Raw genomic sequence first — 25,544 nt, 5'->3', positions numbered from 1 at the left:
GGACGTCATGAGCCACGAGATCGTGAGGGGCCTGCCCTCCACCCACGGCGACCACTATCAACTCAACACCACCACCATCATCCGGCACGCCGCGCGCACCTATCCCGAGCAGGAGATCGTGTACCGCACCGCGGACGGCGGCTGGGACCGGTACACCTACGCCGATGCCTACGCGCGAATCCAACGAAGTGCCAATGCACTTCGCTCGATCGGCGTCGGGCCGGGCGATGTGGTCGGGATCCTCGACTGGAACAGCAAGCGGCACTACGAGCTGTACTGGGCGATTCCCGGCCTCGCTGCCGTGATGTTGCAGATGAACCTGCGTTTGGCGCCAGAGGATCTCGCTTACGTCACCGGACACAGTGATGCATCGGTGGTCCTCATCGACGAGTCGCTGCTTCCGGTTGCCGAGGCGCTGGCACCGCATACGCCGAACGTGAAGACGTGGGTGGTGATGACCGATAAGCCGCTGGCCGACATCACCACCACGCTCCCGCACGCGGTGCACTGGGAGGACCTGCTCGCGGACGCCGGCCCGGAGATCGACTGGCCGGTCATCGACGAAACCTCCTCCTACAGCGCGTGTTACACCACCGGCACCACCGGCAGGCCCAAGGGCATCTACTACTCGCATCGCGGCATCTACCTGCACACCCTCGCCGAGGTCGCCGGACTCGGGATGAGCAGCGACGATGCCGTCATGCTCATCACGCCGATGTTCCACGGCCAGGGCTGGGGCCTACCCCAGGCGGCCGCCTACAGTGCCGCAAAAATCGTGCTGCCCGGTCGCTACATCGCCGAGGACACATCCGTCCTCGTGGACGCGATGATCGCGGAGCAAGTCACCGTCGCAAACGGTGCGCCGGCGATCTTCCAGCCCATGATGAACTACATCAAGACGCTTGCGGTCGCACCGGACTTCTCCCGCGCGCGGCTGCTGTCCGGTGCCACCGAGCCGCCGCTGTCGCTGATGCGCGACTTCCACGACATCACTGGAGCCGACGTCATCCACGCCTACGGCGCCACCGAGACCACCCCTCTGGTCGCGGTGAACCGGGGACTGAAGCCCTCGCTGCGCGGTGTGATCTCGGACGAGGAGAAGTGGGATCTCAAGCGTAAGCAGGGTTTGCCGGTCAACGGCATCGACATCCGGATCGTCGACGCGGAAGGCAACGATCTCCCGCACGACGGCACGAGTCAGGGTGAAGTGCTGCTGCGCGGACCGTGGATCATCGAGCGCTATCACAAGCTCGACGACGACGCCGACAAGTTCCTCGACGGGTATTGGCGTAGCGGCGATGTCGGGACCATCGACCCGAATGGTTACTTGAAGATCACCGACCGGATCAAGGACGTGGTCAAGTCGGGTGGCGAATGGATTTCCTCCATCGACATGGAGAACGCACTCGTTGCCCATCCGAAGATCGCCGAGGCGGCCGTCATCGGCGTCCCGCACCCGAAGTGGCAGGAGCGTCCAGTAGCACTCGTCGTGACGACCGACGGGCAGGAACTTCCACTGTCGGAGATCCACGAATTGCTCGCCGATGCATTCGCCAAATGGCAATTGCCCGAGACCGTCCTGTATCTGGACCAGCTGCCCCGCACCAGCGTCGGCAAGCTCGACAAGAAGGCCATGCGCGCCGCGCACACCAACGTCTACGAGGACGTCCGATGAACCCCGACAACGCCCCGCTACGCACGGCCCGCGACAGCCACCTCCTGATCCTGGAGATCAACCGGCCCAAGGCTCGCAACAGTCTGAACGAGGCGGTGCTCACCGCCTTGAACACCGAGCTCGTCGCGGCTCGGCACGACGACGAGATCCGTGCCATCGTGCTCACCGGCGCCGGCGGGATCTTCTGCGCCGGAGCCGACATCACCAATTTCGACGCCATTCGCGACCAGTCGCTGCTCGGCGATCGAGCCGCGCTGGGCGGCACCATCTGGGCCGACCTGGGCCGATTCCCGAAGCCGGTCCTCGCTGCGGTCGAGGGCCTCGCACTCGGCGGCGGCTGCGAGTTGGCGCTTGCCTGCGACATCGTCATCGCCGGCGAATCCGCCAAGTTCGGTGTCCCGGAGGTGAAGCTCGGCGTGATCCCGGGCGGCGGCGGAACCCAGCGCCTGATTCAGGCCGTCGGCAAGTCCAAGGCGATGGCCCTACTGCTCACCGGCGACTTCCTGTCCGCACAGCGGGCGTGCGCGGCCGGCATCGTCGCCGAGACCGTCCCGGACGGCACCGCCCTCGAAGCGGCGGTCGCCATGGCGCAGCGGATCGCCGCCAACTCACCGCTCGCGGTGGCGCTGGCCAAGGATGCCGCCCTCCAGGCCCTGGAAACCTCTCTGGCGCAAGGACTCGAGCACGAGAAGCGCAACTTTCACGTTGCCATCCATTCCGCCGACAGCCGCGAGGGCCAGGCCGCGTTCCTCGCCAAGCGCGCCCCCGAATTCACCGGAAAGTAGGACCGATCATGAGCGAGCTGTTCCCCGATTACCGCTCCCCGTGGGAGACCGACGATCAGGCGCTGCTGCGTAAGCACGCCGCCGAGTTCTTCCGCAAGGAAGCCACCCCGAACCAGGACCGTTGGGCCGCGCAGCACCAGGTCGACCGCGAGTTCTGGACCAAGGCCGGCGCCGCGGGACTGCTGTGCCTCGACATCGCCGAAGAATACGGCGGCGGGGGCGGCAACTTCGGCCACGAGGCGATCGTGCAGCAGGAGATCGCCTACGCCCACGACACCGCGTTCGGCTTCGCCGTGCACTCGACGATCGTCGCGCACTACATCGCCGCCTATGCCACCGAGGACCAGAAGAAGCGCTGGCTATCGAAATGTGCGAGCGGTGAGAGCGTCCTCGCCATTGCGATGACCGAACCCGGCACCGGCTCGGACCTGCAGGCCGTACGGACCACCGCGGTTCGCGACGGCGGCCACTACGTGATCAACGGCTCGAAGACGTTCATCTCGAACGCGTCGCACTGCGACCTGCTCGTCATCGTCGCCAAAACGGACCCGAGCCAAGGTTCCAAGGGTATCTCGCTGCTCGTCGCGGAGACGGAGAATCTTCCGGGGTTCGAGCGTGGGCGGGTGCTGGACAAGATCGGCCAGCACGGCCAGGACACCCGCGAGTTGTCGTTCACCGACATGCGGGTGCCGGCAGCGAATCTGCTCGGCGGCGTCGAGGGGCAGGGCTTCTACCAGCTGATGGGTCAGCTGCAGCGTGAGCGGCTGATCCTCGGTGTCGGCGGTGTCGCGGTGGCCGAGGCCGCGGTGGCGGAGAGCATCAGGTACGCCAAGGAACGTCACGCCTTCGGCAAGCCGATCCTGAACTTCCAGAACACGAAGTTCGTACTCGCCGAGTGCAAGACCGACGTGCTGGCCGGCAAGACCCTGATGGACCACTGCATCCAGCGTCACCTCGACGGCACCCTCGACGCGGCGACCGCGTCGATGGCCAAGCTGTGGGGCAGCGACAAGCAGTGCGAGATCGTCGACCGCTGCCTGCAGGTCTTCGGTGGCTACGGCTACATGATGGAGTACCCGATCGCGCAGATGTACGCCGCTTCCCGCGTGCAGAAGATCTACGGCGGCACCAACGAGATCATGAAGGAACTCATCGGCCGCGCCTTATGAGGTTGACCTTCGCGCAGTGACACCACTGCGTCAGTCACACCTCACTTTGTCAAAAACCCGATGTTCTCAACCTATTTCGTCAGGAGTATTCATGCATATCACCGGAACCAACGCACTCGTCACCGGCGGAGCCTCGGGCCTCGGACTGGCCACCGTCACCGCCCTCGCCAAGTCGGGCGCCCGGGTAATCGCCGTCGACCTGCCCACCGCGAACACGGATGCGCTGGCTGCTCTCGGCGACACCGTGGAATTCGCTCCGGCGGATGTCACCGACGAGGCCGCGGTCACCGAGGCGGTCGAGCGCGCCAACGCGGAGTCCTCACTGCGAATCACCGTGAACTGCGCCGGCATCGGCAACGCCGTCAAGACCGTCGGTAAGAACGGACCGTTCCCGCTGGCCGAATTCGAGAAGATCGTCAAGGTCAACCTGACCGGAACCTTCAACGTCATCCGCCTCGCCGCGCACGCGATGTCGCAGAACGAGCCCGTCGACGGCGAGCGCGGCGTGATCGTCAACACCGCCTCGGTCGCGGCCTTCGACGGGCAGATCGGACAGGCCGCGTACTCGGCATCGAAGGGCGGGATCGTCGGCGCCACCCTGCCGATCGCCCGCGACCTGGCGTCGCTGCTGATCCGGGTGAACACCATCGCGCCCGGCCTGTTCAAGACCCCGCTGCTGGGCACGCTGCCCGAGGCGGCTCAGATTTCGCTGGGACAGCAGGTGCCGCACCCGAACCGGCTCGGCGACCCCGCCGAGTACGCGCAGCTGGTCGAGGCGATCGTGACCAACCCGATGCTCAACGGCGAAACCATCCGCCTCGACGGCGCGATCCGCATGGCGCCGCGGTGAAACCCGTCGGCGTGCAGGTGGGATCGCACCATGAGCACACACGCCTTGTATACGCCGAGGACCTGGGCATCGGCCAGCGTTTCGACTTGGGCTCACACACGGTGACCGAGGCCGAACTCGTCGACTTCGCCACCCACTGGGATCCCCAGTGGTTTCACATCGACCGGGCGGCGGCGCAGGACGGCCAGTTCGGTGGCCTGATCGCCAGTGGAATCCACACGTTGGCGATCCTGCAACGGCTGACATTCGACGCAGTGGGGCACAGCTGGGCGGCCATTGCCGGGCGCGGCATCCGAGATCTGCGGTTCCGCCGTCCCGTGCGTCCAGGAGACGTGCTGACCGGCACCGTCGTCATCGACGACATCCAGTTCGACGACCGGGCACGCGCCCTCGTCACCACCGAGAGCACCGTGGTCGACAGCGAAGGCCGCGTCGTGCTGACCGTCCTGCTCGACGCCTACCTGCACTCGCGCACACGTCAACCATCGACCACCTGAGACGACGATTCGGAGACATCAATGCCAGAGGCATACATCATCGACGCGGCACGCACCCCGGTAGGCCGCCGCCGCGGCGCACTGGCCGCCGCACACCCGGTCGACCTCGCGGCCCATGTGATCGGCGCACTCGTCGAACGCAACGGTGTCGACCCCGCGTCGGTCGACGACGTGATCCTCGGCTGCCTGGACAACATCGGTCCGCAGGCGGGCGATATCGCCCGCACCGCGGCCCTCGCTGCGGGCCTGCCCGAGACAGTGCCCGGCGTGACCATCGACCGCCAGTGCGGATCCTCGCAACAGGCTGTACATTTCGCCGCGCAGGCCGTGATGAGCGGCACCGCCGACCTCATCGTCGCGGGCGGGGTGCAGAACATGAGCCAGATCCCACTGATGTCGTCGGTCACCGCGGGCGAGGCGTTCGGCGTGCGCGACCCCTACTCGGGCTCGACGAGGTGGCGGGCCCGCTACGGGGACGAGACGATCTCGCAGTTCCGCGGCGCCGAGATGATCGCCGAAAAGTGGGGAATCGACCGGGAGGCGATGGAGCAGTACGCCCTGGAAAGCCACCGCCGGGCGCTGCAGGCGATCGCCGGCGGACGCTTCGCCGCCGAGATCCTCCCCTACCAGCAGATGACGACCGACGAAGGACCGCGCGCCGACACCACACCGGAGAAGATGGCCGCCCTGCCGAGCCTCACGCCGGGGGGGCGCTTGAGCGCCGCGGTCGCCAGCCAGATCTCCGACGGCGCCTCGGGCATGCTCATCGCCTCCGCCGAGGCGGTACGCCGCCACGACCTGGCTCCGCGGGCCCGGATCCATCACCTGACCGTGCTCGGCGCCGATCCGGTCATGATGCTCGCCGCACCGATCCCCGCCACCGAACGGGCACTCGAGCGGACCGGCATGCGCATCGACGACTTCGACGTGTTCGAGGTCAACGAGGCGTTCGCCCCGGTCGTGATGGCGTGGTTGCAGGAGACCGGCGCCGACCCGGAGCGGGTGAACCCCAACGGCGGCGCCATCGCTCTCGGCCACCCGATCGGCGCCACCGGCACCCGGCTGATGACCACCATGCTGCACGAACTCGAACGCTCCGGCGGACGCTACGGGTTGCAGACCATGTGCGAGGGCGGCGGACAAGCCAACGTCACCATCATCGAGCGGCTCGGCTGATCCGATGACCCCGACCGCTATCCGGACCGTCCGCACCGGCCGCCTGCTTCACATCACGATCGACCGGCCCGGCCGCATGAACGCCCTCGGCGTCGACGACCTGGTCGCACTCGACACCGCGATCAGCGGGGCGGAAGCGACCGGTGCCCGCGCGATCGTGCTCACCGGCGCGGGAAGAGCCTTCTGCACGGGAGCGGATCTGACCGCGGTGACGGGCGAGGAACCCGAGGTGGTGATGGACGCCGCGAACCGGGTGATCCGCGGCATCGTCTCCGCGCCGGTCCCCGTCATCGCCGCCGTCAACGGCCCCGCGGTCGGGTACGGAGTGGCGCTCGCCTGCGCCGCAGACCTCACCTACGCCGCCGAAAGCGCGTATTTCCTGTTGTCGTTCACCAGCATCGGGCTGATGCCCGACGGCGGCGCGACCGCGCTCGTCGCCGCGGCGATCGGCCGGGCGCGGGCTACAGAATTAGCGCTGCTCGGGCAGCGGCTTTCCGCCACCGACGCCGCCCAGACCGGCTTGGTGGCCCGGATCCTGCCGGATGACCAGCTCGCGGCCCATGTCGAGGCCGTCGCCGGCACGCTGGGAGCCGGGCCGCGGCGCGCCCTCGAACTGACCAGACGGGCGCTCGCCGCGTCCACCCTGGGCCACCTCGACCACGCCCTCGAGCGTGAACGAGCCGGACAGATCGAACTCATCGGCACACCGGATTTCGCCGAGGGCGCCGACGCCGTCCTCACCAAACGTCCCCCCACATTTGCTTAGCAGACCACCCGCCGATCATAGGAGAATCATGGCAACCCTTGGTGGACAACTGACATTGAACGCACGCCGCCACCCGGACCGGCCCGCGCTGATCTTCGAGGGCGTCGAGCGCAGCTACGGGCAGCTCGACCGGGAAATCAACCAGTACGCCAACGCGCTGCTGTCCCTCGGCGTGCAGAAGGGCGACCGCGTGGCGGTGCTGTCGCCGAACTCCGACCGCTTCCTCCTCGCGCTGTACGGCGCGTTCAAGGTCGGCGCGATCGTCTCCCCGTTCAACCCGCGGTCCACGGCCCGGGAGCTGGCGTATCTGCTCGAGGACTCCGGCGCGTCGGTGCTGCTGTTCGGTGGGGACACCGTCGCGGCGGTGCGGGACCTGGCCAAGCTGGAGCAGGCGCCCGCTGCCCCGGCGCTTTCGCTGGACGGCGCGGACGGCTTCGACGATTTCGTCCAGCTGGCGTCCTCCATGCCGGACAGCGACCCACAGGTCGAGGTGCGCGAGGACGACGACTGCATGATCATCTACACCTCCGGCACCACCGGGAAACCGAAGGGTGCGCTGTTCGATCACCACCGGCTGCTGTGGGTCGGCCACGCGGTGTCCTCGCTCGGCGTCAACTCCTTCGACCGGAACCTGCACGTGGCACCGATGTACCACTGCGCCGAACTGGTGCTGTTCGTGCTCAGCGGCTTCTCGATGGGCACCACCCACGTCGTGTTGCCGGCATTCGAGCCCGCCGCCGTCCTCGACGCCCTCGAGCGATACCGGATCACCGTCTTCCTCGGTGTTCCCACCATGTATCAGATGATGTTGACGGTCCCCGACCTCGAGCGGCGCGACCTCTCGCACTGGCGGCTCGGCTTCTTCGGGGCGGCACCGATGCCGCCGACTGCGGTCGCGAAACTCGTGACGACCTTCCCGGACGTCGGCTTCTTCCAGCTGTGCGGGCCGACCGAGGGTGGCCCCACCGGCATCTACTCCACGCCTGACGAGGTCGCCGTCCGTCCCGATGCGACGGGACGCTGGCCGATCACGAATGCCGAGTTCCGGCTGGTCGATCCGGATGGCAACGATGTCCCGACGGGGATGACCGGCGAGATCATCCTGCGCGGCGAGACCATCATGAAGGGCTACTGGAACAAGCCCGAGGCCACCGCCGAGACCATCCGAGACGGGTGGCTGCACACCGGGGACCTCGCCGTCCGCGACGCCGACGGTTTCATCACGATCGTCGACCGGCTCAAGGACATGATCATCACCGGCGGCCGCAACGTCTACTCGATCGAGGTCGAGAACGCCCTCGCGGGGCACCCCGACGTCCAGGACGTTGCCGTCGTCGGCCTGGACCACGCCACATTCGGGGAGACCATCGTCGCGATCGTGACCCCGGTTCCCGGTCGCGAGGTGACCCTCGAGGAGCTGCGGACGTACGCCGCCGAATACGTCGCGGACTACAAACTGCCGCGCGATCTGATCGTCCGTGACATCCCGCGCAACCCTTCCGGCAAGATCCTCAAACACGTTCTCCGCAGTGAGATTCGGGACGACTCCGCGCAACGCACGTAGACCGACGGACGACTCCGGCACATTCGAGTTCCCGGGAACCACGACGCCGTCCATATCCGATACGGCCTGACCGAAGCCGCGCTCCCGCGCGCTCATCTCCCACGGCTGTTCCAACCCCGGCGAGGTCTCGCGCGACCTCACGGCCCTACTCTCGGCCGTGCCCCCGCCGGATCCGACAAACACCACGACCACGCACGCCCGGCAGCGGCTATGAGTTCCCGGACGCGGAAGACCACACCCATCGACGGTGCCGCACTTGATTGGTCTCTTTCGGCCCCCCTCGAGCAGATGCGCTCGGGCCGAACAGTCAAGGTGCTGAACAAGATACGCAGACACGCGCCGGAACTCGTCACCGTCAGCTACTGAGAGATTCAGCGGGAGCGCCGCCGCGCAGCGGGATCGGTCTCGGCCTGCCAGCGCCCCAGCGCCTCGGCGGAGACCTTCGCGTATTTGACCAGGCTGCGCACCGAGGTGTGTCCGCTCAACGCCATCAGCATCGGCGTGGAAGCGCCCTTCTCTGCGGCGTGGGTCAGTCGCGAGTGCCGCAGCTGGTGCAGCGTGAACGGTCCGCGTCGCATCCCTTCGGTGTGCTCCTCGAGGAGCGTCGCGGCGCGGCGGTAGGAAAGTCGGGCGCGGCCGGTCGAGTTGTCGGTGTCGGTCTTGGCGACCGACGGCTTGGCTTTGCGGTCGGTCAGGAACAGCGGCCCGGACTTCCGTCCGGCGATCAGCCGGGGCAGCGGCCGTGCGGTGCCGGTCTGCCAATAGATCACCTCGCGGGCGCCGCCCTTGCGGGTGACCGTGGCGCATCGGTTCACGGTGTCCAGGTCCTCGATGTCGAGATTCAGGATCTCCTCCGCCCGCGCGGCGGACTCATACAGCATCGACCAGAACACCCGCTCGCGCAGGGCCGCGTCCATGCCCAGCAGCTCCGCAACCTCGGCGGCGGTCATCGCCTTGCTGTTGTCCGGCGCACTCGGCCGCGCCCGCAGGCGCGACACCGGATCGCCGGTCAGCCACTGTTGATCGCGTCAGTAGGCGCACGCCGCCGACACCGCGGTCAGCCGGAGGTTGTAGGTCTTGGGGGCCTTGTCGCCCCACACGTAGTCGAACCACCCCGACACCCGATCCGGGTTCAACAACCCGACATCGCCGTCCGCGCCGAAGTCGCGCACCATCCGATCCAACGCCGAGGCGTAGGCGCGGCGGGTGTTCACCGCCGCGATCGTGCCCAGAAAGGTCCGCGTCGCGTCCGCCAGCCGGATCCCGGCGGCCCGCGCCGGTAGCGAGCTCACCGATCCCACCCCGACCGCCCTTCAGCACTACGGCAGATAGTTTCCGGAGTCGCCCATCTCCGGAACGACCATCGCGGCAGGACGACTCACGAGTTACGGCAGATAGTACGCTACTATCTGCCGTAAATCCTTAGCGCCGGATTTCGAGAATCTGCTCCCCGACCCCCAAGGCCCGCGGCTGGGCTTCCGTGTGGGCATTGCACCCGAGCAAGCCTGTGGACAAAACCCGTGTCATGGTCTCCGGATCCATACAAATGGCACCCCACCCGCTCTGCGGTCACTTTAAGAGCTTTACCTCTCGTAGAGAGGTTCTTAATACAAAACGATCTGTGGATAAACGAGCCGCTTCGCGGCGCAAGGAGTCCAAGGTTGAGGTCGAGAAGACCGAAGCGACCAGGAAAGGCCTGTTGCTCGCATCCAGATGGCTCAGCAATCCACGAACTCCGGTCTGGGCGCGGCGGCACACCCCCCGCGGTTGGGCACCCGCACTGACCGACCCAGCTACACACGGTTGGACGGCCGCGGATCTCAACGACGCCATCGACGCCTGGAGCAAGGCCACGCGGATGGCACCGGCCCCGAAGCACCCCATCGCGTTCATCCGCTGGCTCATGAAGCAGCAGGACTTGGCCTTCGCGCCACACGTTCTCGTTCAGATAGCCGCTGACCAGGAAAAAGCCGAGCGCGATCGCCAGGCAGCAGCGTTCGAGGCGGAACGGGGCCGGTACGCAGCGGCCGCGGCCGAGGACTCCCCCGGCCGCCAAGCAGCACGTTTCGTCGCCCGCCGAGCGGCCGACAGCGCCCGCATCCGAAAGACCCAGGCATCCGCGCGCGAGAATGAAACCTCGCCCGTGTGGATCACCCATCTGTCCGATCGAGGTAAGCGATGAACGGAAAACGCCCGTCCGCAAAGCCGCCCGTCAGACGCCGGCCGCTCTCCCCTTGCCAGACCGTCCCCCAGATCCACGAACGGTTGCGCACCGGCGCAAAGACGATCGTCATCGACCACCGCAACGACGAACCCCTAGAACTCACCGACGCCGAGCTGCCCGACGGCATCACGATCCGCATCGTCGGCGTCTCACGGGTCATCATCACCCGACTGACACCCGAAACGAAGCGCAGTGCCCAGATCGTGGCCACCGACGCCGCACGATCCCAAATCTTCGGGCACGCAACTCTCTTCGCCTACGGGAACGCCCATACCGACGCATTCGACACCACACGCGTCCGCGCCACCAACCGCGCCACAAGCAACCTCGTCGACGACTCCTTCGGCGACGTCGGAGAAGACACCACCACCTATGCCTACGACAACGCGACCGTGCACTCCCACGACCAAGCCGCAGTGCACGCAACAGACCGGGTTTCTCTCGTTCACCAAAGCTCGACGCCGGCCGAGGTCGAACACGGAGTGACAGTCTTTGGCCCAGCACGAAACAACATCCGACTCCGGGCGAAGGAAACGTGAGCCGAAGGATTGGTCATTTTGCATCTGGCGCCGTACGTCCGGAGCAATGAGATGGCTCTGCGGAAGGACGCAAAGCCTGGCTGGCGTGGCTGGTGGCGCATGCAAAACTGGCAAACGCGATCCGAAGGTGAGGACCCAAGCCCGGCGAGCAACCGCAACAGCCCTCCCCTCCCCTATCTACTTTGAAGGTAGAGCGGGACATGCACCCACCGTGCGGCGCCTCGGCTCGGCCGCACAACCTGCAATTTTGCGCGATGACGGCGGCCCGAAACGGAAGTTGCGCCACCCCTAGCGCAAAATGCCAGCATTACTGTCAATAGCAGCAACTCGTGTTTGAGTGGGGGTTGAGCCCCGTGAGGCCTGTAATGGCAGGAATGACAGCAATACCAGCACTCCCCGCGTTCGATGGCCCGCCTGGGTGAGTTTAGCCGGCGACGAGGACCCTCTCGGCTCCAATGCTGTTAATGCTGCTATTAGCAACATGCATGTCAGTGGGGTTTTCGTGACATTTTGCGGACGTGTCAGTAATGCCAGTATTGCTGACATTAGGTCCGTCCCACCGCGGCCGTATATGAGATTTCCAATGGTTCGCAATAATGCTGGCATTACTGCTATTGCTTGCATTACTGGCTATCGCGTGGAATGCTGTCAATACCGTCAAACGCGCCAATGCTGTCGAAGGAGAGCAATGCAGACCGACTTTCGCGAAACACGTAAAAGGGTGATCGCCGTCATCAACGGCAAGGGCGGCGTCTTGAAGACGACCCTGACAGCCAACGTCGGCGGAGAATTGGCAGCCTCCGGTCAGAAGGTCCTCCTCGTCGACCTCGACCCTCAGGGAAACCTCGCCGAAGACCTCGGGTACACCAGTGAAACCGGGGATGATCAGGGGAGATCGCTTGCCAGCGCAATCGCATTCGGCGGCGACGCAAAACCCATCGAAAATGTCCGTGCAAATCTCGACGTCCTTCCCGGGGGAGTGCACCTCGAACAAGCGACAGCCGCTCTAACCGCTATGGCGTCCAAAGATCCAGATGGAGCAAAGCTCGCCCTTGCAAGGGTCCTTGCTCCAATGGCGGCCACCTACGACATGGTCCTCATCGATTGCCCGCCCGGCGACGAAACCTTGCAGACAGCAGCGTTAGCGGCCGCCAAATGGGCATTCGTGCCCGTCAAATCCGATGCATCCAGTCGAAAAGGAATGGCAGCCGTGGCGCACCGTATCGACGCCGTCGCTGCTATCAACCCCGACCTGGATCTACTGGGCGTCGTTCTCGTAGCCGTGGGTACATCAGCGAAAACCGTGCTCAAACAAGCAAGGTCTGCGATTGCAGAGGCGTTCGGCAACGACGACGTCGTTTTCACGGCCACCGTTCGTCACTCCGAGGCCACCGCCCAGGCAACACGAGAGCGGGGCATGCTCGCAGCCGAACTCGATGCAGTCGTCCGAAGCGGTCCGAAATGGTACGACGTCATCAAAGGCAACGCCGAGCCTCAGGCTCTCGCGCCGAAATCGTCCAAATCCGTTGCAGACGACCTCTTTGCAGTTGCGCAAGAAGTTGTCACCCGCGTTGCAACAGCGGAAAGAGAGGAAGCACGGGTATGAATGACCGGCCCGACCGAAAGCTCACGGCGCTACCTCCGCGGAACGTGACTGGTGACCTGTCTCGAATGCAGAGATCCAACCGCACTCCCACGCAAGTCCCCCCGCTTCCACAGCCCACGCCGTCAGTGGTGGAAAAGCCTAAGCCCAAACGTATTACGGTTTACGTCGACCAAGAGGTATTCAGTCGCGCCCGAGGTGCTTACCGAAACACAAGCCACCTCGAGGACGACAAATCCTGGTCGCAATTCGTGGAGAAAGCGCTGGCGGCAGAGGCGGAACGCCGGGAGACAGTGCACAACAGTGGCAACCAATACGAAGCAGAGACCGGCGCACTTCCCAGCGGCCGCCCCATCTCAGACGACTGACCTACACAACGAAGGAGCCCCGCCGGATGCAACCGGCGAGGCTCCAGACCGGGAAACCACTTGAAGGAAGAAACCCGATCATGACCGACTTTAGCCTCCGGGCTGCCCGTATTCAGCTAGGCGCATTGCTCGCCGCACTCGCACTCGCGATCGTCATCGCACTCGGCATCACCACCGGCGCATTCGTACTCTCCTTCGCCGTGCAACGAGACCTCGCCAGGCAAGCACTCATCCCGGAAAACCTGACCTGGATTTTCCCCGCGATCGTCGACAGCGCAATCCTCGGCTCCACCATCGCCATCGTCATCATCAGCAAGCTCAAGATGAACCGACGCGACCGTGGCTTCTACATCGCCCTTGCAGTCAGCGTCGTCGTAATCAGCATCCTGGGCAACGCCTTCCACGCCTACAACGCGGCCGTTGACGCCAGAGAGTTCACCGCAAGTGGGGGAGACCTCGGATTCATCCCTCTCGCACCTGCCATTGCAGCTGCCCTCGCAATCATCCCGCCGGCCCTGGTCCTGGCGTTCACCCACGGCATCACGGTCCTGGTGAAGGCTGTCGGAATCGCTTACGCCGCCTACCGGGAACTCGTCGATTCTCATACCGTGGGGACCCAGCCTGTAGCCCTCTCCGACGACACTGCACCCCCAGCTTCCGTTACAGGAAAACCCGAGAACAACGGTGCAAAGTCGCAGTTCGAACGCCGCAACTCCTTGTCTGTCCTCACATCCCCAGCAAGCCGAAATGCGATCGGCGGCGTAGGCGCACTTGCAACCCTCGCGCTCTTGACGTTCCAAGGACCCATTCAGGCCGCCGGTGCAGGCGCAGCCGGACTCACGGCATGGTTGCTCCTGCGACGTATTGCACGACCGGCAACGGCTGTTGCACCGATTGCGGCGACGCACGTGACCGTCGAAAACCCCGGCCACGGCTTTGCACCCACAACTGACACAGTCAGTCTCGAACCAGTCCCGCTGCCCGATATGAGCGCTACACCGGAAACCAGCGAGTTCGACGCGCTCAAGGAATTCCTCGCAAACTCGGAGCTGCCGGAATCAGTCAAGGAAACTGCACTACTCAGGCTCGAACGCCCGAACCTCACATGGGAAGCGATCGCCGAACAGTCGAACCCGCCTGTCGTGACATCGACCGCATGGCGGCGCTACCAGCAGTTCGATAAAGCTGCCCGCGAAGCAGGATTCGAGAGCCCGCCGCTACTGGACCTGCGAGCTGCGGAGAATCCGATGAGGAGCGAACTCACGGCCGTGTAAAGCCCACCCCGAAAGGTGGCCCCGACAGTGCTACGAACACCGTCAGGGCCGACGACCACAGAATGGAGTCTGTGACCATGCACGATCATAACGAGCCCGATGCGGAGATCGACCACGGCAAAACCGGTCGACCACCGATGCAACCGCGAGCGAAAGCCACCCGCGAGGGGATCCTCGAGGTGTCCGCGACCCTGTTCAGTAAAACGGGCTACGCGGGAACCAGCATCAACGACATTCTGGCGATCTCCCAGAGCACCAAAGGCGCGATGTACTTCCACTTCTCGAAGAAGGAATCCATCGCACGAGAGATGCTCCGTCGCTGGTCAGACGCAGTCACCGAGACAGTCGGGAAAGCGACCGCCACCGGTCAACCCGCCGACCGGCAAGTACTGATGATTTACCGCGAGCTCGCTCGCCGCACCGCAAACGAAGCGATCATCCGCGCCGGCCTCGTCCTGAGCGTCGACCAGTCACTCAACGACGCACACGCCACTTACGAAGCGTGGACAGAAGCCCTGACACCGATCGTCGTCGACGCGATCCGTTCCGGAACCCTCGACTGCGCCGAAAGTATGTCCAGGCTCGCAGACACCCTCTGCGCCGGATTCGTCGGCGCGGTAAAAGTTTCGGCGAGTCTAGGTGAGAACGACACCATCACCCGTCGCGTCGATGATCTGCTGATGATGTGGCGCGGAACCGACCCAGCCGCCGTCCGCATGATCGAAGGAGCGACCTTGTGAACACAACCGCATCGAACCCGGCGCCGCGACCATCCTCGTACACCGAACAAATCCATCGGAACTTGTTCTCCGACTTTCAGGAACCACCGATTGCCCTGACAGAATCGCGCCCGCGGCGCTGACCCTGCGATCCGTGCGGCACTCCGGCTCACTGGTAGCCGCTGAACCACAGGAACTTCCATGCATTGGAGAGGCCCCGCGCCTCAGCCGAACACCCGATCCATACACAGAGGTCCTGGCAGTGCTCGCAACACCACCAGGACCGAGCCACAGACAGGACCTGTAGCCATGACTGATCATATTCGCCCCCACATCGGCCGAACCCACGGCAGCAAGAACTCCGCAATGCAGGATCGCGCTATCCGAACGCGAGAAGCGGTCATCGCCGTCGCTGCCCAACAGTTCGACATCGAGGGGTACGGCAACGCCACCATCAACACAATCCTCGCCGCAGGAAAATTCGCGAGAGGCGCTGTCTACTACCACTTCCCATCCAAGGAAGCGATTGCACAACAGCTCATCGCGGACTGGAATCTCGCGATCGACGAGTCCACCCGCGACGCGTCAGAACATGCCGCTGGAGGTGCCGCGTTCGATCGTCTGACTGCGATTTTCTCCTCCTTGGCACACAAGATCGCTGATGACACTAATCTGCGCGCCGGGATGAAACTCACCCTCGAACCCACCATCGACAATGGCTCAGCCTTCGCGCACTGGGTCGATACTGTCAGCGCTATCGTCGACACCGCCATCACCGATGGCGAAATCACCGACACCCCGACCGCACACCGGCTCGCATGGAACCTGTGCGCCGGAACCATCGGCGCCACCCACGCCTCCGCCCTCCTACGCGAAGACATCGACCTCGCCACCCGCATCGGTGACACCGTCGCAGCCCACATCACGTCCGTGGGCGCGTGAGATGATCCACGACATCAGGGCTTCCGTCCGCAATATCGGTGATGGGTTTGGCAATCAACGGAATCCAGGCACGAAATATCATCGCGATCTTCGCCGCTGTCGTGATCCTTGGCGCAATCGCCGCCCGTGTTCGTGATTCCGAACACGAGCGAACGATCCTGATTTTGCGGGTGAGGTGCCCGACCTGGACCAGGTCGGGCACCCGTCATGGGAAACCGCTCACTGTCTGCGGCTAAGCGTCAAAAAGTGGGATCTGATCTTTATGGGGAATATACAGTGAGTAGTCGTAGTCATCCGGTGCGCCGACAGGTCTGAACGTAACCTCGCTGATCGACTGGCCATCTGGGTCGAACAGCACTGTAAAGCGTGCAATTATTTCGGCACCATCTTCAATGCTCTGCACCGACCCGATCGATGGCTTTGTTCGCCAACTACTGGTCAAGACTGCGCTAGGCCAAAGTTCGGCGTGATAGGAAACGATCAGACCTACGTCGAACGTAGAAATTGTCGTTCCAGCCGGTCCATTTTCCGAGCTTGTCTGCTCAAAAAAACCATTCCATTCGACGCCGTCTATTCCGACATTCGAGGCACCTGTCGGAACACCGAGAATCTCCAGAGGCGGGGTAAGGTCCTCTAAAATATCCGACGCCTGTAGATAGGAAAAGAACATATTTCGGTTAGCTTCGGCAACCGCCTCCGACACGTTCGTGGCCTTCCATGGAAGTTCGCTGACGAGCCAAGCGCTCAAATCTCTTACAAGCACTACATCACCTGGCAAACCTTCAATCTCAGTAGCGAGCGATGGAACTAACTGGCCGTCATCACCAGCGAATACCTTGTCCTTCGACGTGAATGCCACCCGATGTCCCTCAGCGGCCAATTTCTTCACGTTTTCCCACAACAGCGAATCTCGGTAACCACTGCCCTTCGCATCGAAGGGAGGTATTCGGTTTACTGCACGGTGAATTAACTCATCGTGGCAGACAGTCGGAACTGGCAGCTTCTCAAATCCGATGACCTTCTCTTCAAGTAACTCTTCAATGAATGCGAGATAGTCAAATGGCGCGACTGGCATCAGCGCGTCGGACAAACCCAACCGGCGTCGCTCATTAAGTAGCGACCGAGTGCGAATCTCAGCGTCATTGCAGAAGCGCCCATGTGTCGCCGCGGCCTCTGTCAGCGCCACCTGAGGAATTGCCACCTTCCACCAGTGCTCCTCTGTCATACGCCGCAACAGCACCGAGGATAGACTCGTAAGTTGCCAATCGCTCACCAGATAGTTGGCGTCTAAGACAATGTATCGAGACGTCACAGTTCCTGCTACAGCCATGAATGAACGCTACCTGACGACGCAGATTCTAGTTATCAGGCTCCGTCCAACAGAAACTTTTCACCTCACCCCTAGAACCGGCTGAGAGCCTTCCTGCGGGTTTGGGTGTGCGTTTTGACCATCGTCATACCGGACGATCGCAAACGGGCTTCTGCGTGGAGTTGACGTGGCGAAATTCTCGCGATTTCGTCCGATTTAGATGTCCGTTGAATTTGTCCGGTATGGCATAGTTCCTAACGGACAATTCGTCTGCAGGACGGCTGAACGGCGACAATCGGGAGCGGAATGAAGATCGGCTACGCACGCGTGAGTACGGCAGCTCAGGATTCGTCGATTCAAGTCGACCTTCTCGTCAAGGAAGGCATCGCCCGCAACCGTGTCTACGTCGATCACGGAATCAGCGGCCGGCAAACCCGCCGGCCCGGACTCGACAATGCAATCAACGCTGCCCGCGAAGGCGACATCTTCTGCGTCACCAAACTCGATCGACTCTCTCGCTCCGCGGGCGACCTCCACGAAACAGTGGGGAGGCTGGCAGACAAGGGCGTCGCGTTGTCGATCGACGGCAAAATCTACGACCCCACGGACCCGATGGGCAAAATGTTTATCGGTGTCCTCGGCTTGATGGCCGAATTCGAGTCCGACCTGATTCGGAGTCGGACCAGGGATGCTGTTGCGGCGGCCGCGGCGGCCGGCAAGATGAAAGGCCGCCAGCACAAGCTCACCCCGGAAGAGCGCGCATACCTGTTGCAAACGTATGAGACCGGGCAATTCAAAATTGAAACATTGTGCAGGAACACAGGTTTGAAGCGATCGGCGCTGTACGCCAATATCGAGTTGGCACGCACAGAACGGGCCGCAGAGACGCTCCCGGCCAGCTGAACCGCACCAACAGAGCGCGGCCTCTGGGAGTTACGCCCGCCAGAATCGCGGAGGTCTCAGGTCCAGGGGCTTCTCTGGTTTACCGAAAGCGGATCGGCGATGCAGCGCCCAGGCGAGACTGCTCGAGCTGAAGCTATTACGCGGGATAATCCTGCACGTCGCGCAAATCGCCGCATCTATGCGCGCGAACGACTCGTGCTCCGGGTGCCGCGGGGGCTCCCAGCCGTAACCGAACTGCTCGACCCCCTCTGGCAACCCGATTTCCTCCATGGTCACAGGTGACCGTGTTCCGTCGACCGAGATCCGTTCGACCCGAAAGGTGCCGCGATGATCCCAGTCCTCCGGGCGATCGCCACGATCGCTGAGCTTGGCGCCTTTGATCGAATCCAGGGAATAGACGATGATCTTCTCACCGGTGCGATGATTCACGAATTGTGCACCACTTGCATTGAGGTGAGCGGTGAAGGGGTGGGGTATGTGATGCAGGTGAACGATGCTCGCGCTTCCGGTCACATCAAGGTCATACTCGCGTGACCACTCCGAGGTGTAGACCGTAGCCGGCGTCCAGATGAGGTGGATCGCTTCGTCTATTTCCCTGCCACGGTCCAACCTACGCTTTTCCGCCGGATCGTTGCGGTCAACGGTCAACGGCCCGAACTTTTGACGCGTGAATCGCCTTTTGATTCGCCCGACGGCCCGTACCCTGTTGCGTTGCAACGATTCCTGAAGTGATTCACTCCATGTCACACCGGCTTTTCGGCGTGCTGACGTGAGGGTTTCGCCGTGACTGACCAAGGTCGCCACAGCCATATCCCTGATAGCGCGTTCGACCGCCACCGCCTGTTCGCTCTTCGCGCGAGCTTCGGCAACGACCTCGCGCATCGTGGTGACGAGAATGCGCGAATCGGTGTTCTCAGGGTGCACTGTTTCTCACGCTCTTTTCGTGCGGCAACTATCGGAGTGGGGCGGCGGGTACTGATTCAGCGGGACGTTGGGAGCGAAGTCAGTTTCGAGGCCAACTGCGAAGGTCGCGGCCAGGTGAATTCGCGGAATCCTGCTGTCTTGGCGAGCTTGTCCGGAGTCAGCCGCTGATACTCCTCGATCGTATGGGTACCTACGACATCGCTCAGCTTGTCACTCCGAACGGGCGGATTGGCATTGAGCCACGCATAGACAACAGGCTTGTTGTCCTGGTCGTAATTTCTTTCCCAGCCGATGATTTCGATCCAGGTGGGTCGTGCGTCGCTAGCATTCGTATTTGATCTCAGCTTTGCGTACCAGTGCTCTACGGGTTCGATACTGGGAATAGAGGTCATCGTCATCCTTCTCTGTGCGGTACGTCGACCGAGTGTCACCCGGACGCCCCAATGGTACTGAGTATCAGCGGTATTCGCCGCACTCGACAACCAATTCCGAGTCTGGCACGCGCTGACCCGCGCACCGGCCGTAGAGGATTCGTCTATTCGGAGGTGAGGTAGCCGATCGGGCCACCACTGGAAACCTCGATGCGACTCTTCATGATCTGTGCGACACCAGCTCGAAGATGCCCCGGTGTACTCTCTCGAACTTTGACCTCGCCCAGACCGGGATGCATGCGGGCCAGGAGCTTTCCGCCGTAGCGGTGGCGATTAAGGTCGCCGGCAGAGGGGTCCGTCTGGTCGAGATGATCGGTGATCTGGAATACGGCCACCGGAATCGTCGAGACCGTCACCGCCCACAGTTCGTTGTCGAGGATGCGGGCGGGCGAGGACCGCCACCACCGCAGGCATGCTTCCTCGATCTCAGCGTCGGTCTGTTCAGTGTGGAAACCGAGGAACTCCCTATCATCGTCCGGGTCCAGGGAAACTGTGCGGGCATCGGTGCGCAGGACAGTCAATTCCCCTTCGATGACGCGCAACTGCGGGCGCCGGCTCAATTCGTCGATGACGGCAGCCGAGATCGGGAGAGAGAGGATGTTGGCGCGGACCAGCTTGCTGACGCTGGTGATCGACATGTTCAATGCCGACGCCGCTGCGGCGCGGGTGAGGAACTCCCGGTCCGGGGTGGCTGCCGAGTCGACGACGAAAACTGGTGTGGGCATTGATGTTCCTTCGTTCAGGATGTAGCCGGGTGCCGCTACCTCAATAAAACGACGCTACAGGAGCTATTGCATATGCACAAGAACCAACGCACGTTCACGAGTCGTCGCTCTCGCCGCGCACTATCTACACAGGGGAGCGTGACCCGGCTCGCGCTTGCTCCCTAACCCTGATGGCGTCTAGCCGACTCATCGAACTTCAGAAGCGCACAGCGGGGATCTGGGTGAAAAATGTCAGAACCCCGACCTATCATCAACACCGCGACGAGCATCAGGTCGCCACACTGACCAGACCGAAGCGAAAGCCGAAGTCCTGACCTGCAACGACCCTTGCAGATCGGTCACACGTGGCGACCTGATCCTCATTCACGACCACAAACCAGAGCTACCGCGACACCACCCGTGGTCCAGTTCCGTCGCTCTCGCACAATCACCTCGCCAGCGCGCCGAGCGGGAGGTGCCCACCACCGCACACACCTACCGTCGGACGCACACCAAGAACCGAACGACACCTCCGGCGCCGTTGCCGCTACGCAGCCCCGAGTGGTCAAGAAAGTCGTCGTATAAGTCGCCCCAGAACACCATGCCGGGGACCCGACCCGTCAACCCACGCTTCGCTCTACGGGGTTGACAGCCCACCCTGGACATGGTGACAGGGGAGCGACTCTACCGACTCTCAGAAAGGCATCAACATGACCGAAACAGCCGCTCCCACACGCTTTGTCGCGATACCCCGCACCGAAGAACACGGCGGACACGAGAACAAGTGCTTCACCCACTACGTCCAAGACAACAGCGGCCGCTACTGCCTACGCGGACCGATGGTCCAGTCGGACGCGGAATGGCTCGCAAACAAGATGAACACACAGTTGGGCTAACCAACCAACAAGGCCCGCACCGGATTCGGTGCGGGCCTCACTGCTGCACTCCTACGTGGAGGCTTGGCGATCCGGCATCTTCATCATGATCAGCTCCGCACCGTCCTTATACCGATACGCCCACTGACCATCCTTCGTAAGCACCGTGCCGGCCTGGCCCTCGTCCGGGGCCGGACTCCAACTCTGAGTCTCTTCCGGCTTTGCAATCTCACTCATCGAAATCCCACGTTCCAGGCCTCGCGATCTTCGGCGGCTCGTCGTTGCTCATACGAATTCCAGCCTTGAGGCCGCCATCCGGGCGCTGGATCGTCCCAGTCAGACGCGGGGGGAGTCCGCACGCGATCGCGAACTCCGCCAGGTTTAGGTCCGGGTCCGAATATTTCAGTACCTGTGCGGTGACGAGCACGGCATTCCAGCGAACCCGGTCTGTCTCCTCCGCGCTCAGAACGGTAGCTCCGGCCTTAGTATCCGTTTTGCGGTCGTGCCCCGCGCGGTCGATACGCCACGGTGCGTCCGACCAATCATGCTGCTTGATCTCTGCCGCAAATTCTCGTGCGAGTCTGCTGAGTGTCATCTTTTTTCTCATCCTTCCGACAAGGAAACCCGTCCGATTTCTCAGGACCGGGGCCTAAGCGCCTCCCCGATGGAGGCGCCGACAATGACGGTACGCCGCGCCGCCGACACGTTCGGCGACCGTCGTTTGAGCCGAGACATATGACATCGAACGTCTGTTCGACTATCGTAAGTGAAGGGAAGTGCGCGGTAGGAGGACAGATCGTCATGACAGAGCTGTCCGACCAGGTCACACCCGTATCGGCTGTCCTCAGCAAAGCGGAAAAGCTCGAACAGCTCCGCCGCAAAATGGCGTCGATACCCGCACGCTCCGACGGCACTGAACCAGCCACACCCTCCGTCATGCTCCACCCAGTCGACGAGCGCGAGCCGACTCCGATTGTCGCCACCGCGCAATCAACCCTCAGGATGCTGCCCGTCCCCAAGCCGATCGGCGACCTACTCCCGCGCGGGGGACTGGCTCGCGGAACTGTCCTCAGTGTCGACGGCGCAGCATCGGTCCTGATCGGACTCCTCGCCACCGTCACCGCTGCCGGTGGGCACGTGGCGGTGATCGGAATGCCCGGACTCGGACTCCTCGCCCTCCACGAGCAAGGCGGAGATTTAGCGAAGGTCGCGCTGGTGCCGCAGCCAAAGGACGCTGCAATCGACTGCGCCGCAATTTTGCTGGAAGGATTCGACGTGGTTGTCCTGGGACTCTCTGGTGGCGCTGTAACGCCCTCCCGCGGACGAGCTGTGGCCGCTCGCGCCAGGAGTAAGGGATCGCTGTTGATTGTCACAGAAGGGCAATGGGACGGCCCGGATCTGCGAATTTCGTCGCGAGTGGCCGGATATACCGGACTGACAGCGGGGAGAGGGCGTGTGACCGGCGTTCGGCTCGACGTCGCGGCCGCCGGCAAAGGATTCCAACAACGCACAGGCAGCCTGGAGATCCGCGACGACACCGGACAGCTCCGCTGGGCGACCGTCGACGACAACACCCTCACAGCTACGCCATCATTGAGAGCGGCGCAATGATCAACACCGACCACTGGACTGAACGCTGGCCCGATCACCCTGTGATCAGGACATTCGACGAACCGAGAGCGGTGAAAGTCGACATCGGTCGGGCGCTGCCACTCGGACGAGGGGGAGCATCACGCGCCGATCACGTGAGCATGCGCGTGAAAACATCCGCGCTCTACATGTCCGGATACCTGGACGGAGCCTTGAAATTTTGGGCGAAAATGCACGACGGCCAATGGCTGGCCGGAGTAACCGTGCGAGTCACCGACGCCGGCGGAACCAACCTCGTAGAGATAGACATGCTCGTCACCGCCGACGCCATCACCGAAGTGCCGGCCACCACTTGAGCCGGGCAATTACGGACACACGGAAAGGGCCGGTGAGCAATGCGCCCACCGGCCCTACTCGTACAAACTCGACCTAGGTCACCATTCCTGGACGATGTCGACGGTGCTGCGCCAGATCGCGGGGTTGTTCACGCTGAACGAGACCTGGCCTTGGTGGTTTGCGGTCTCGTCAACCAACTGGCCGATGGTGGCGCGGACGATGGTCCCGTTGTTGTAGACCGATCCTTCGCCGGAATACACGCCCCAGTATTCGCCGGGGATGGCGTTGAGGAAATCGGCGGTGTTGGTGTCGGCGAGGAAACGCGTCTCGTTCTGATCGAATCGAACACCGACATAACCGTCTCCGGAATACGGCGTAGCGGCAGAAGCGGCACCGGCCCCGAGCAGGGCGACAGCACCGGCTGCGACCGGGATCAACAGCGCAGCTACGGCCATACGTGAACGGGACATGGAAACCTCCTGTGACGCGAAGGCTGCATCGACCGCAACCCACTTGATGTAACTGACGGTATCGCAAAATTGAGTAGCCGAACATTTGCGACAAGATGACCTCGGTCACGTGGTCGAGGGACTGGAAGTCCGGCATTCGTGCCGCTCGTACTTTATGACTAGGAGAAACGGTGGTTACAGGCCGGGAATGTGCACACGGAAACGGACCGCCTGCCGTTTTCGTTCCCTGTGAGTGAATGCCTGGCACTCAACCCGGTCGGTCGGATCATCTACTGCATCCGCCTGCCCGGCGGCCCGGCCACCTGCGGTGTCCCCCGAAGAGAACTCCGCTTCGCTCCGTCTGGAAAAGCGGTCTATTTGTTTCTCCTTCTGGCCTTCCGATTTTGACCGGCGGTGACCTGCGCGCAACCGCTGACTCCGCTTCGCTCCGGCCTTCGGCTCGAAAGACTTTTTCAACCCGCGCTCGCAGGCTCGCAGAAAAACTCTTTCGCTCACCAGTTGCACTCCGGCCCCCTAATGCCGGTCCAACTCTCCTATGCCAGAAGGCGAAAAAAATTGGCGGGGCACAGGATTGGTCCCCAGCCACGAACGAAAGGTCACCGATGAGCGACGACTACAGCGCAGCAACCATCCACTATGCCGGACTGACGTGCGGGTGCGGTGACTACTCCTGCCCTCGCATGCGCGACGACGCCGCACAGTGCGTCAACGCCGAGTAGCGACAACCACCCCCACTCTGAGCAAAGGAAAGCCGATGAGCAACGACACGAACTGTGATTGCGGCCAAACCTCTTGCCCCGCAATGACAGACGAGACGCAGATGTGCATCTACCCGGACCCCGGCGACTATGCCTGCACCGCGCAAAGAGCTGGCGACGAGGACTGCATCTGCGGTTGAGCGACCAGCCCACCACCACAAAGGAGAGCCACATGAGCACCGAAACCAACACCCTCGCACCCGCGCTCGTCGCCGTTGCCTCGGCGACCGCAGCGCTCGATGCAGCGATGTTCGACCGCAGCCGCGAAGGGTTCATCGACGTCACCGCACTGGTCGACGCCTTCGCAGCCGCCCGCGCCGCAGCCCGCGACGCCGGACACACCGAGGAGGACATCGACGCCGCCGCCACCCCCGCCAACTAACCACCCACCCATCCGTCACCAGCAAGGACGCGCAGCATGACCGACCACAACCGCACGACCGAAGGAGAAAACGATGTACGGATACGACCTGCACAACATCTGCGAGAAAGCAGATGCCTGGGCGAAGTTGTTCGAGACAGCCGAGTATCTCGCCAGCGTCGTCGAGCACAACTGCTGCTCGGAAATCGACGTGTTCGTGGAGCTGCTCATCGCACTCGACTACCACGGCCACGCCTCCGAGCTGATGGACGCACACATCGAGGCCGATAACTGCCGAGACCGCCACCCCACGGCCGACCAAGTGATCTTGGAACCGGCCACCGCTTGAGACGAAAACCCCACGGAAACAACACAACACCGGGCGGCTGGTATCCGCCCGGTGTCGTGTCCGAAAGTCTACGAGAGGCAACACCATGACCGCAACACACACCGAACCCGCCGCAGCACTCGAGGTCGCGCAGCTGCACCCCGACGCCCTCGACATCGGCGAGAACGTCCGCGACAGCGTCGATCTGGCGCAGACCCCCGACTTCGTCGAATCCATCCGTGAAAACGGAGTACTCGAAGCGATCAGCGCCGTCCGAACCGCAGACGGAACGATCGTCGTCCGCGACGGCCAGCGCCGCACCTTCCCCAGAAAGTGGCTGTGTTGTGTCAGCGTTTGTCGGCTTGTCGCAATCGAATCGGTGCGGGCCGGATTTCGTGGTGGGG

Annotated in this window: 29 protein-coding genes and 1 pseudogene; 21 read left to right on the top strand and 9 right to left on the bottom strand. The window is 63.1% G+C overall.

Going from position 1 to position 25,544, the window contains the following annotated elements; translation table 11 throughout:
• Positions 1–7 precede the first annotated feature (7 nt).
• The 8 genes from G8767_RS27975 (at position 8) to G8767_RS27940 (ending at position 8,482) form a co-directional block, all read left to right on the top strand.
• The gene (locus tag G8767_RS27975; protein WP_011331216.1) at positions 8–1,675 is read left to right on the top strand and encodes a long-chain-fatty-acid--CoA ligase; all 1,668 of its coding nucleotides are present in this window, start codon (positions 8–10) and stop codon (positions 1,673–1,675) included.
• Entirely contained in the window at positions 1,672–2,460 is a 789-nt protein-coding gene (locus G8767_RS27970; protein WP_011331215.1) for an enoyl-CoA hydratase-related protein, read from the top strand. The genes G8767_RS27975 and G8767_RS27970 overlap by 4 nt, the downstream gene beginning before the upstream one ends.
• 8 nt (positions 2,461–2,468) lie before the next feature.
• A complete protein-coding gene (locus G8767_RS27965) occupies positions 2,469–3,629 on the top strand; it encodes an acyl-CoA dehydrogenase family protein (RefSeq protein ID WP_011331214.1) in 1,161 nt (386 codons plus the stop codon).
• A 91-nt stretch (positions 3,630–3,720) separates the two neighbouring features.
• A complete protein-coding gene (locus G8767_RS27960) occupies positions 3,721–4,479 on the top strand; it encodes a 3-hydroxyacyl-CoA dehydrogenase (protein ID WP_011331213.1) in 759 nt (252 codons plus the stop codon).
• Positions 4,476–4,976, top strand: coding sequence for a MaoC family dehydratase (locus G8767_RS27955; protein ID WP_011331212.1), 501 nt, complete (start codon positions 4,476–4,478; stop codon positions 4,974–4,976). Before G8767_RS27960 ends, G8767_RS27955 begins: the two co-directional genes overlap by 4 nt.
• Positions 4,977–4,997: 21 nt before the next feature.
• Positions 4,998–6,152: an acetyl-CoA C-acetyltransferase gene (locus G8767_RS27950; RefSeq protein WP_011331211.1), complete on the top strand. Its 1,155-nt coding sequence runs from the start codon at positions 4,998–5,000 to the stop codon at positions 6,150–6,152.
• Between the two features lie 4 nt (positions 6,153–6,156).
• Positions 6,157–6,918, top strand: coding sequence for an enoyl-CoA hydratase (locus tag G8767_RS27945; RefSeq protein ID WP_011331210.1), 762 nt, complete (start codon positions 6,157–6,159; stop codon positions 6,916–6,918).
• A 28-nt stretch (positions 6,919–6,946) separates the two neighbouring features.
• The gene (locus G8767_RS27940) at positions 6,947–8,482 is read left to right on the top strand and encodes a long-chain-fatty-acid--CoA ligase (RefSeq protein ID WP_011331209.1); all 1,536 of its coding nucleotides are present in this window, start codon (positions 6,947–6,949) and stop codon (positions 8,480–8,482) included.
• Positions 8,483–8,853: 371 nt separating this feature from the next.
• On the opposite strand, the gene G8767_RS27935 is transcribed toward G8767_RS27940, so the two are convergent.
• Both G8767_RS27935 and G8767_RS27930 read right to left on the bottom strand, forming a co-directional pair.
• A complete protein-coding gene (locus G8767_RS27935) occupies positions 8,854–9,432 on the bottom strand; it encodes a site-specific integrase (protein WP_202916944.1) in 579 nt (192 codons plus the stop codon).
• 78 nt (positions 9,433–9,510) lie between these two features.
• On the bottom strand, positions 9,511–9,774 hold the full coding sequence (locus tag G8767_RS27930) for a hypothetical protein (RefSeq protein WP_225330463.1): 264 nt from the start codon (positions 9,772–9,774) through the stop codon (positions 9,511–9,513).
• Between the two features lie 329 nt (positions 9,775–10,103).
• Between G8767_RS27930 and G8767_RS27925 the strand changes: the two genes are divergently transcribed.
• The 6 genes from G8767_RS27925 to G8767_RS27890 all read left to right on the top strand — a co-directional run bounded on the left by G8767_RS27925 (position 10,104) and on the right by G8767_RS27890 (position 16,151).
• The gene (locus tag G8767_RS27925; protein ID WP_240952876.1) at positions 10,104–10,664 is read left to right on the top strand and encodes a hypothetical protein; all 561 of its coding nucleotides are present in this window, start codon (positions 10,104–10,106) and stop codon (positions 10,662–10,664) included.
• Entirely contained in the window at positions 10,661–11,245 is a 585-nt protein-coding gene (locus G8767_RS27920) for a hypothetical protein (RefSeq protein ID WP_166813035.1), read from the top strand. Before G8767_RS27925 ends, G8767_RS27920 begins: the two co-directional genes overlap by 4 nt.
• A gap of 688 nt (positions 11,246–11,933) precedes the next feature.
• Complete coding sequence (locus tag G8767_RS27915; protein ID WP_083197736.1) at positions 11,934–12,851, top strand: ParA family protein; 918 nt, start codon at positions 11,934–11,936, stop codon at positions 12,849–12,851.
• Between the two features lie 445 nt (positions 12,852–13,296).
• Positions 13,297–14,490, top strand: coding sequence for a DUF2637 domain-containing protein (locus tag G8767_RS36000; protein ID WP_240952874.1), 1,194 nt, complete (start codon positions 13,297–13,299; stop codon positions 14,488–14,490).
• A gap of 77 nt (positions 14,491–14,567) precedes the next feature.
• Positions 14,568–15,230 (top strand): TetR/AcrR family transcriptional regulator, encoded by a 663-nt coding sequence (locus tag G8767_RS27895; RefSeq protein ID WP_166813031.1) that lies wholly within the window; start codon positions 14,568–14,570, stop codon positions 15,228–15,230.
• A gap of 288 nt (positions 15,231–15,518) precedes the next feature.
• The gene (locus G8767_RS27890; protein WP_240952873.1) at positions 15,519–16,151 is read left to right on the top strand and encodes a TetR/AcrR family transcriptional regulator; all 633 of its coding nucleotides are present in this window, start codon (positions 15,519–15,521) and stop codon (positions 16,149–16,151) included.
• Positions 16,152–16,383: 232 nt separating this feature from the next.
• On the opposite strand, the gene G8767_RS27885 is transcribed toward G8767_RS27890, so the two are convergent.
• Positions 16,384–17,481, bottom strand: coding sequence for a PIN domain-containing protein (locus tag G8767_RS27885; RefSeq protein ID WP_166813029.1), 1,098 nt, complete (start codon positions 17,479–17,481; stop codon positions 16,384–16,386).
• A 285-nt stretch (positions 17,482–17,766) separates the two neighbouring features.
• Here G8767_RS27885 and G8767_RS27880 point away from each other — a divergent pair, with 285 nt between their 5' ends.
• On the top strand, positions 17,767–18,363 hold the full coding sequence (locus G8767_RS27880; RefSeq protein ID WP_166813027.1) for a recombinase family protein: 597 nt from the start codon (positions 17,767–17,769) through the stop codon (positions 18,361–18,363).
• A gap of 30 nt (positions 18,364–18,393) precedes the next feature.
• On the opposite strand, the gene G8767_RS27875 is transcribed toward G8767_RS27880, so the two are convergent.
• The 3 genes from G8767_RS27875 to G8767_RS27865 form a co-directional block, all read right to left on the bottom strand.
• A complete protein-coding gene (locus tag G8767_RS27875) occupies positions 18,394–19,287 on the bottom strand; it encodes a hypothetical protein (RefSeq protein WP_166813025.1) in 894 nt (297 codons plus the stop codon).
• Positions 19,288–19,343: 56 nt separating this feature from the next.
• Positions 19,344–19,679 carry a hypothetical protein gene (locus G8767_RS27870; RefSeq protein ID WP_166813023.1) on the bottom strand — a complete coding sequence of 112 codons (336 nt, stop codon included), beginning with the start codon at positions 19,677–19,679 and terminating at the stop codon, positions 19,344–19,346.
• A 143-nt stretch (positions 19,680–19,822) separates the two neighbouring features.
• Positions 19,823–20,443: a hypothetical protein gene (locus G8767_RS27865; protein WP_166813021.1), complete on the bottom strand. Its 621-nt coding sequence runs from the start codon at positions 20,441–20,443 to the stop codon at positions 19,823–19,825.
• 689 nt (positions 20,444–21,132) lie between these two features.
• Here G8767_RS27865 and G8767_RS27860 point away from each other — a divergent pair.
• Positions 21,133–21,318, top strand: a complete 186-nt coding sequence (locus G8767_RS27860; RefSeq protein ID WP_166813019.1) for a hypothetical protein — start codon at positions 21,133–21,135, stop codon at positions 21,316–21,318.
• Positions 21,319–21,369: 51 nt separating this feature from the next.
• On the opposite strand, the gene G8767_RS27855 is transcribed toward G8767_RS27860, so the two are convergent.
• Positions 21,370–21,534: a hypothetical protein gene (locus tag G8767_RS27855; RefSeq protein WP_166813017.1), complete on the bottom strand. Its 165-nt coding sequence runs from the start codon at positions 21,532–21,534 to the stop codon at positions 21,370–21,372.
• A complete protein-coding gene (locus G8767_RS27850) occupies positions 21,527–21,892 on the bottom strand; it encodes a hypothetical protein (protein ID WP_166813015.1) in 366 nt (121 codons plus the stop codon). Before G8767_RS27850 ends, G8767_RS27855 begins: the two co-directional genes overlap by 8 nt.
• 206 nt (positions 21,893–22,098) lie before the next feature.
• Here G8767_RS27850 and G8767_RS27845 point away from each other — a divergent pair, with 206 nt between their 5' ends.
• Together G8767_RS27845 and G8767_RS27840 are read left to right on the top strand one after the other, a co-directional pair.
• Positions 22,099–22,908, top strand: a complete 810-nt coding sequence (locus G8767_RS27845) for a hypothetical protein (protein ID WP_166813013.1) — start codon at positions 22,099–22,101, stop codon at positions 22,906–22,908.
• Positions 22,905–23,243: a hypothetical protein gene (locus tag G8767_RS27840; RefSeq protein ID WP_166813011.1), complete on the top strand. Its 339-nt coding sequence runs from the start codon at positions 22,905–22,907 to the stop codon at positions 23,241–23,243. The genes G8767_RS27845 and G8767_RS27840 overlap by 4 nt, the downstream gene beginning before the upstream one ends.
• 78 nt (positions 23,244–23,321) lie before the next feature.
• Here the strand turns inward: G8767_RS27840 and G8767_RS27835 are convergent, their stop codons facing one another.
• Positions 23,322–23,693 (bottom strand): hypothetical protein, encoded by a 372-nt coding sequence (locus G8767_RS27835; protein WP_166813009.1) that lies wholly within the window; start codon positions 23,691–23,693, stop codon positions 23,322–23,324.
• Positions 23,694–24,623: 930 nt separating this feature from the next.
• Here G8767_RS27835 and G8767_RS27830 point away from each other — a divergent pair.
• From G8767_RS27830 to G8767_RS27820, 3 genes and pseudogenes are all read left to right on the top strand, one after another.
• Positions 24,624–24,833, top strand: coding sequence for a hypothetical protein (locus G8767_RS27830; RefSeq protein ID WP_166813007.1), 210 nt, complete (start codon positions 24,624–24,626; stop codon positions 24,831–24,833).
• 73 nt (positions 24,834–24,906) lie between these two features.
• Positions 24,907–25,161, top strand: coding sequence for a hypothetical protein (locus G8767_RS27825; protein ID WP_166813005.1), 255 nt, complete (start codon positions 24,907–24,909; stop codon positions 25,159–25,161).
• Between the two features lie 85 nt (positions 25,162–25,246).
• Positions 25,247–25,544, top strand: a pseudogene (locus G8767_RS27820) (ParB/Srx family N-terminal domain-containing protein); the annotation flags it as partial.

This window comes from Rhodococcus sp. IC4_135, assembly GCF_011602025.1.
GTDB classification, from domain to species: Bacteria; Actinomycetota; Actinomycetes; order Mycobacteriales; family Mycobacteriaceae; genus Rhodococcus_F; species Rhodococcus_F baikonurensis.
Note: the sequence above shows the minus strand (reverse complement) of the source record. Positions and strands in the feature narration are given on the sequence as shown.

Bases quoted from the DNA above. Each gene is read 5' to 3' on its own strand.
- G8767_RS27975 (WP_011331216.1), top strand. From the start codon at position 8: ATGAGCCACGAGATCGTGAGGGGCCTGCCCTCCACCCACGGCGACCAC.
- G8767_RS27970 (WP_011331215.1), top strand. From the start codon at position 1,672: ATGAACCCCGACAACGCCCCGCTACGCACGGCCCGCGACAGCCACCTC.
- G8767_RS27965 (WP_011331214.1), top strand. From the start codon at position 2,469: ATGAGCGAGCTGTTCCCCGATTACCGCTCCCCGTGGGAGACCGACGAT.
- G8767_RS27960 (WP_011331213.1), top strand. From the start codon at position 3,721: ATGCATATCACCGGAACCAACGCACTCGTCACCGGCGGAGCCTCGGGC.
- G8767_RS27950 (WP_011331211.1), top strand. From the start codon at position 4,998: ATGCCAGAGGCATACATCATCGACGCGGCACGCACCCCGGTAGGCCGC.
- G8767_RS27945 (WP_011331210.1), top strand. From the start codon at position 6,157: ATGACCCCGACCGCTATCCGGACCGTCCGCACCGGCCGCCTGCTTCAC.
- G8767_RS27940 (WP_011331209.1), top strand. From the start codon at position 6,947: ATGGCAACCCTTGGTGGACAACTGACATTGAACGCACGCCGCCACCCG.
- G8767_RS27935 (WP_202916944.1), bottom strand. From the start codon at position 9,432: ATGACCGCCGCCGAGGTTGCGGAGCTGCTGGGCATGGACGCGGCCCTG.
- G8767_RS27920 (WP_166813035.1), top strand. From the start codon at position 10,661: ATGAACGGAAAACGCCCGTCCGCAAAGCCGCCCGTCAGACGCCGGCCG.
- G8767_RS27915 (WP_083197736.1), top strand. From the start codon at position 11,934: ATGCAGACCGACTTTCGCGAAACACGTAAAAGGGTGATCGCCGTCATC.
- G8767_RS36000 (WP_240952874.1), top strand. From the start codon at position 13,297: ATGACCGACTTTAGCCTCCGGGCTGCCCGTATTCAGCTAGGCGCATTG.
- G8767_RS27895 (WP_166813031.1), top strand. From the start codon at position 14,568: ATGCACGATCATAACGAGCCCGATGCGGAGATCGACCACGGCAAAACC.
- G8767_RS27890 (WP_240952873.1), top strand. From the start codon at position 15,519: ATGACTGATCATATTCGCCCCCACATCGGCCGAACCCACGGCAGCAAG.
- G8767_RS27885 (WP_166813029.1), bottom strand. From the start codon at position 17,481: ATGGCTGTAGCAGGAACTGTGACGTCTCGATACATTGTCTTAGACGCC.
- G8767_RS27880 (WP_166813027.1), top strand. From the start codon at position 17,767: ATGAAGATCGGCTACGCACGCGTGAGTACGGCAGCTCAGGATTCGTCG.
- G8767_RS27870 (WP_166813023.1), bottom strand. From the start codon at position 19,679: ATGACCTCTATTCCCAGTATCGAACCCGTAGAGCACTGGTACGCAAAG.
- G8767_RS27865 (WP_166813021.1), bottom strand. From the start codon at position 20,443: ATGCCCACACCAGTTTTCGTCGTCGACTCGGCAGCCACCCCGGACCGG.
- G8767_RS27860 (WP_166813019.1), top strand. From the start codon at position 21,133: ATGACCGAAACAGCCGCTCCCACACGCTTTGTCGCGATACCCCGCACC.
- G8767_RS27855 (WP_166813017.1), bottom strand. From the start codon at position 21,534: ATGAGTGAGATTGCAAAGCCGGAAGAGACTCAGAGTTGGAGTCCGGCC.
- G8767_RS27850 (WP_166813015.1), bottom strand. From the start codon at position 21,892: ATGACACTCAGCAGACTCGCACGAGAATTTGCGGCAGAGATCAAGCAG.
- G8767_RS27845 (WP_166813013.1), top strand. From the start codon at position 22,099: ATGACAGAGCTGTCCGACCAGGTCACACCCGTATCGGCTGTCCTCAGC.
- G8767_RS27840 (WP_166813011.1), top strand. From the start codon at position 22,905: ATGATCAACACCGACCACTGGACTGAACGCTGGCCCGATCACCCTGTG.
- G8767_RS27835 (WP_166813009.1), bottom strand. From the start codon at position 23,693: ATGTCCCGTTCACGTATGGCCGTAGCTGCGCTGTTGATCCCGGTCGCA.
- G8767_RS27830 (WP_166813007.1), top strand. From the start codon at position 24,624: ATGAGCACCGAAACCAACACCCTCGCACCCGCGCTCGTCGCCGTTGCC.
- G8767_RS27825 (WP_166813005.1), top strand. From the start codon at position 24,907: ATGTACGGATACGACCTGCACAACATCTGCGAGAAAGCAGATGCCTGG.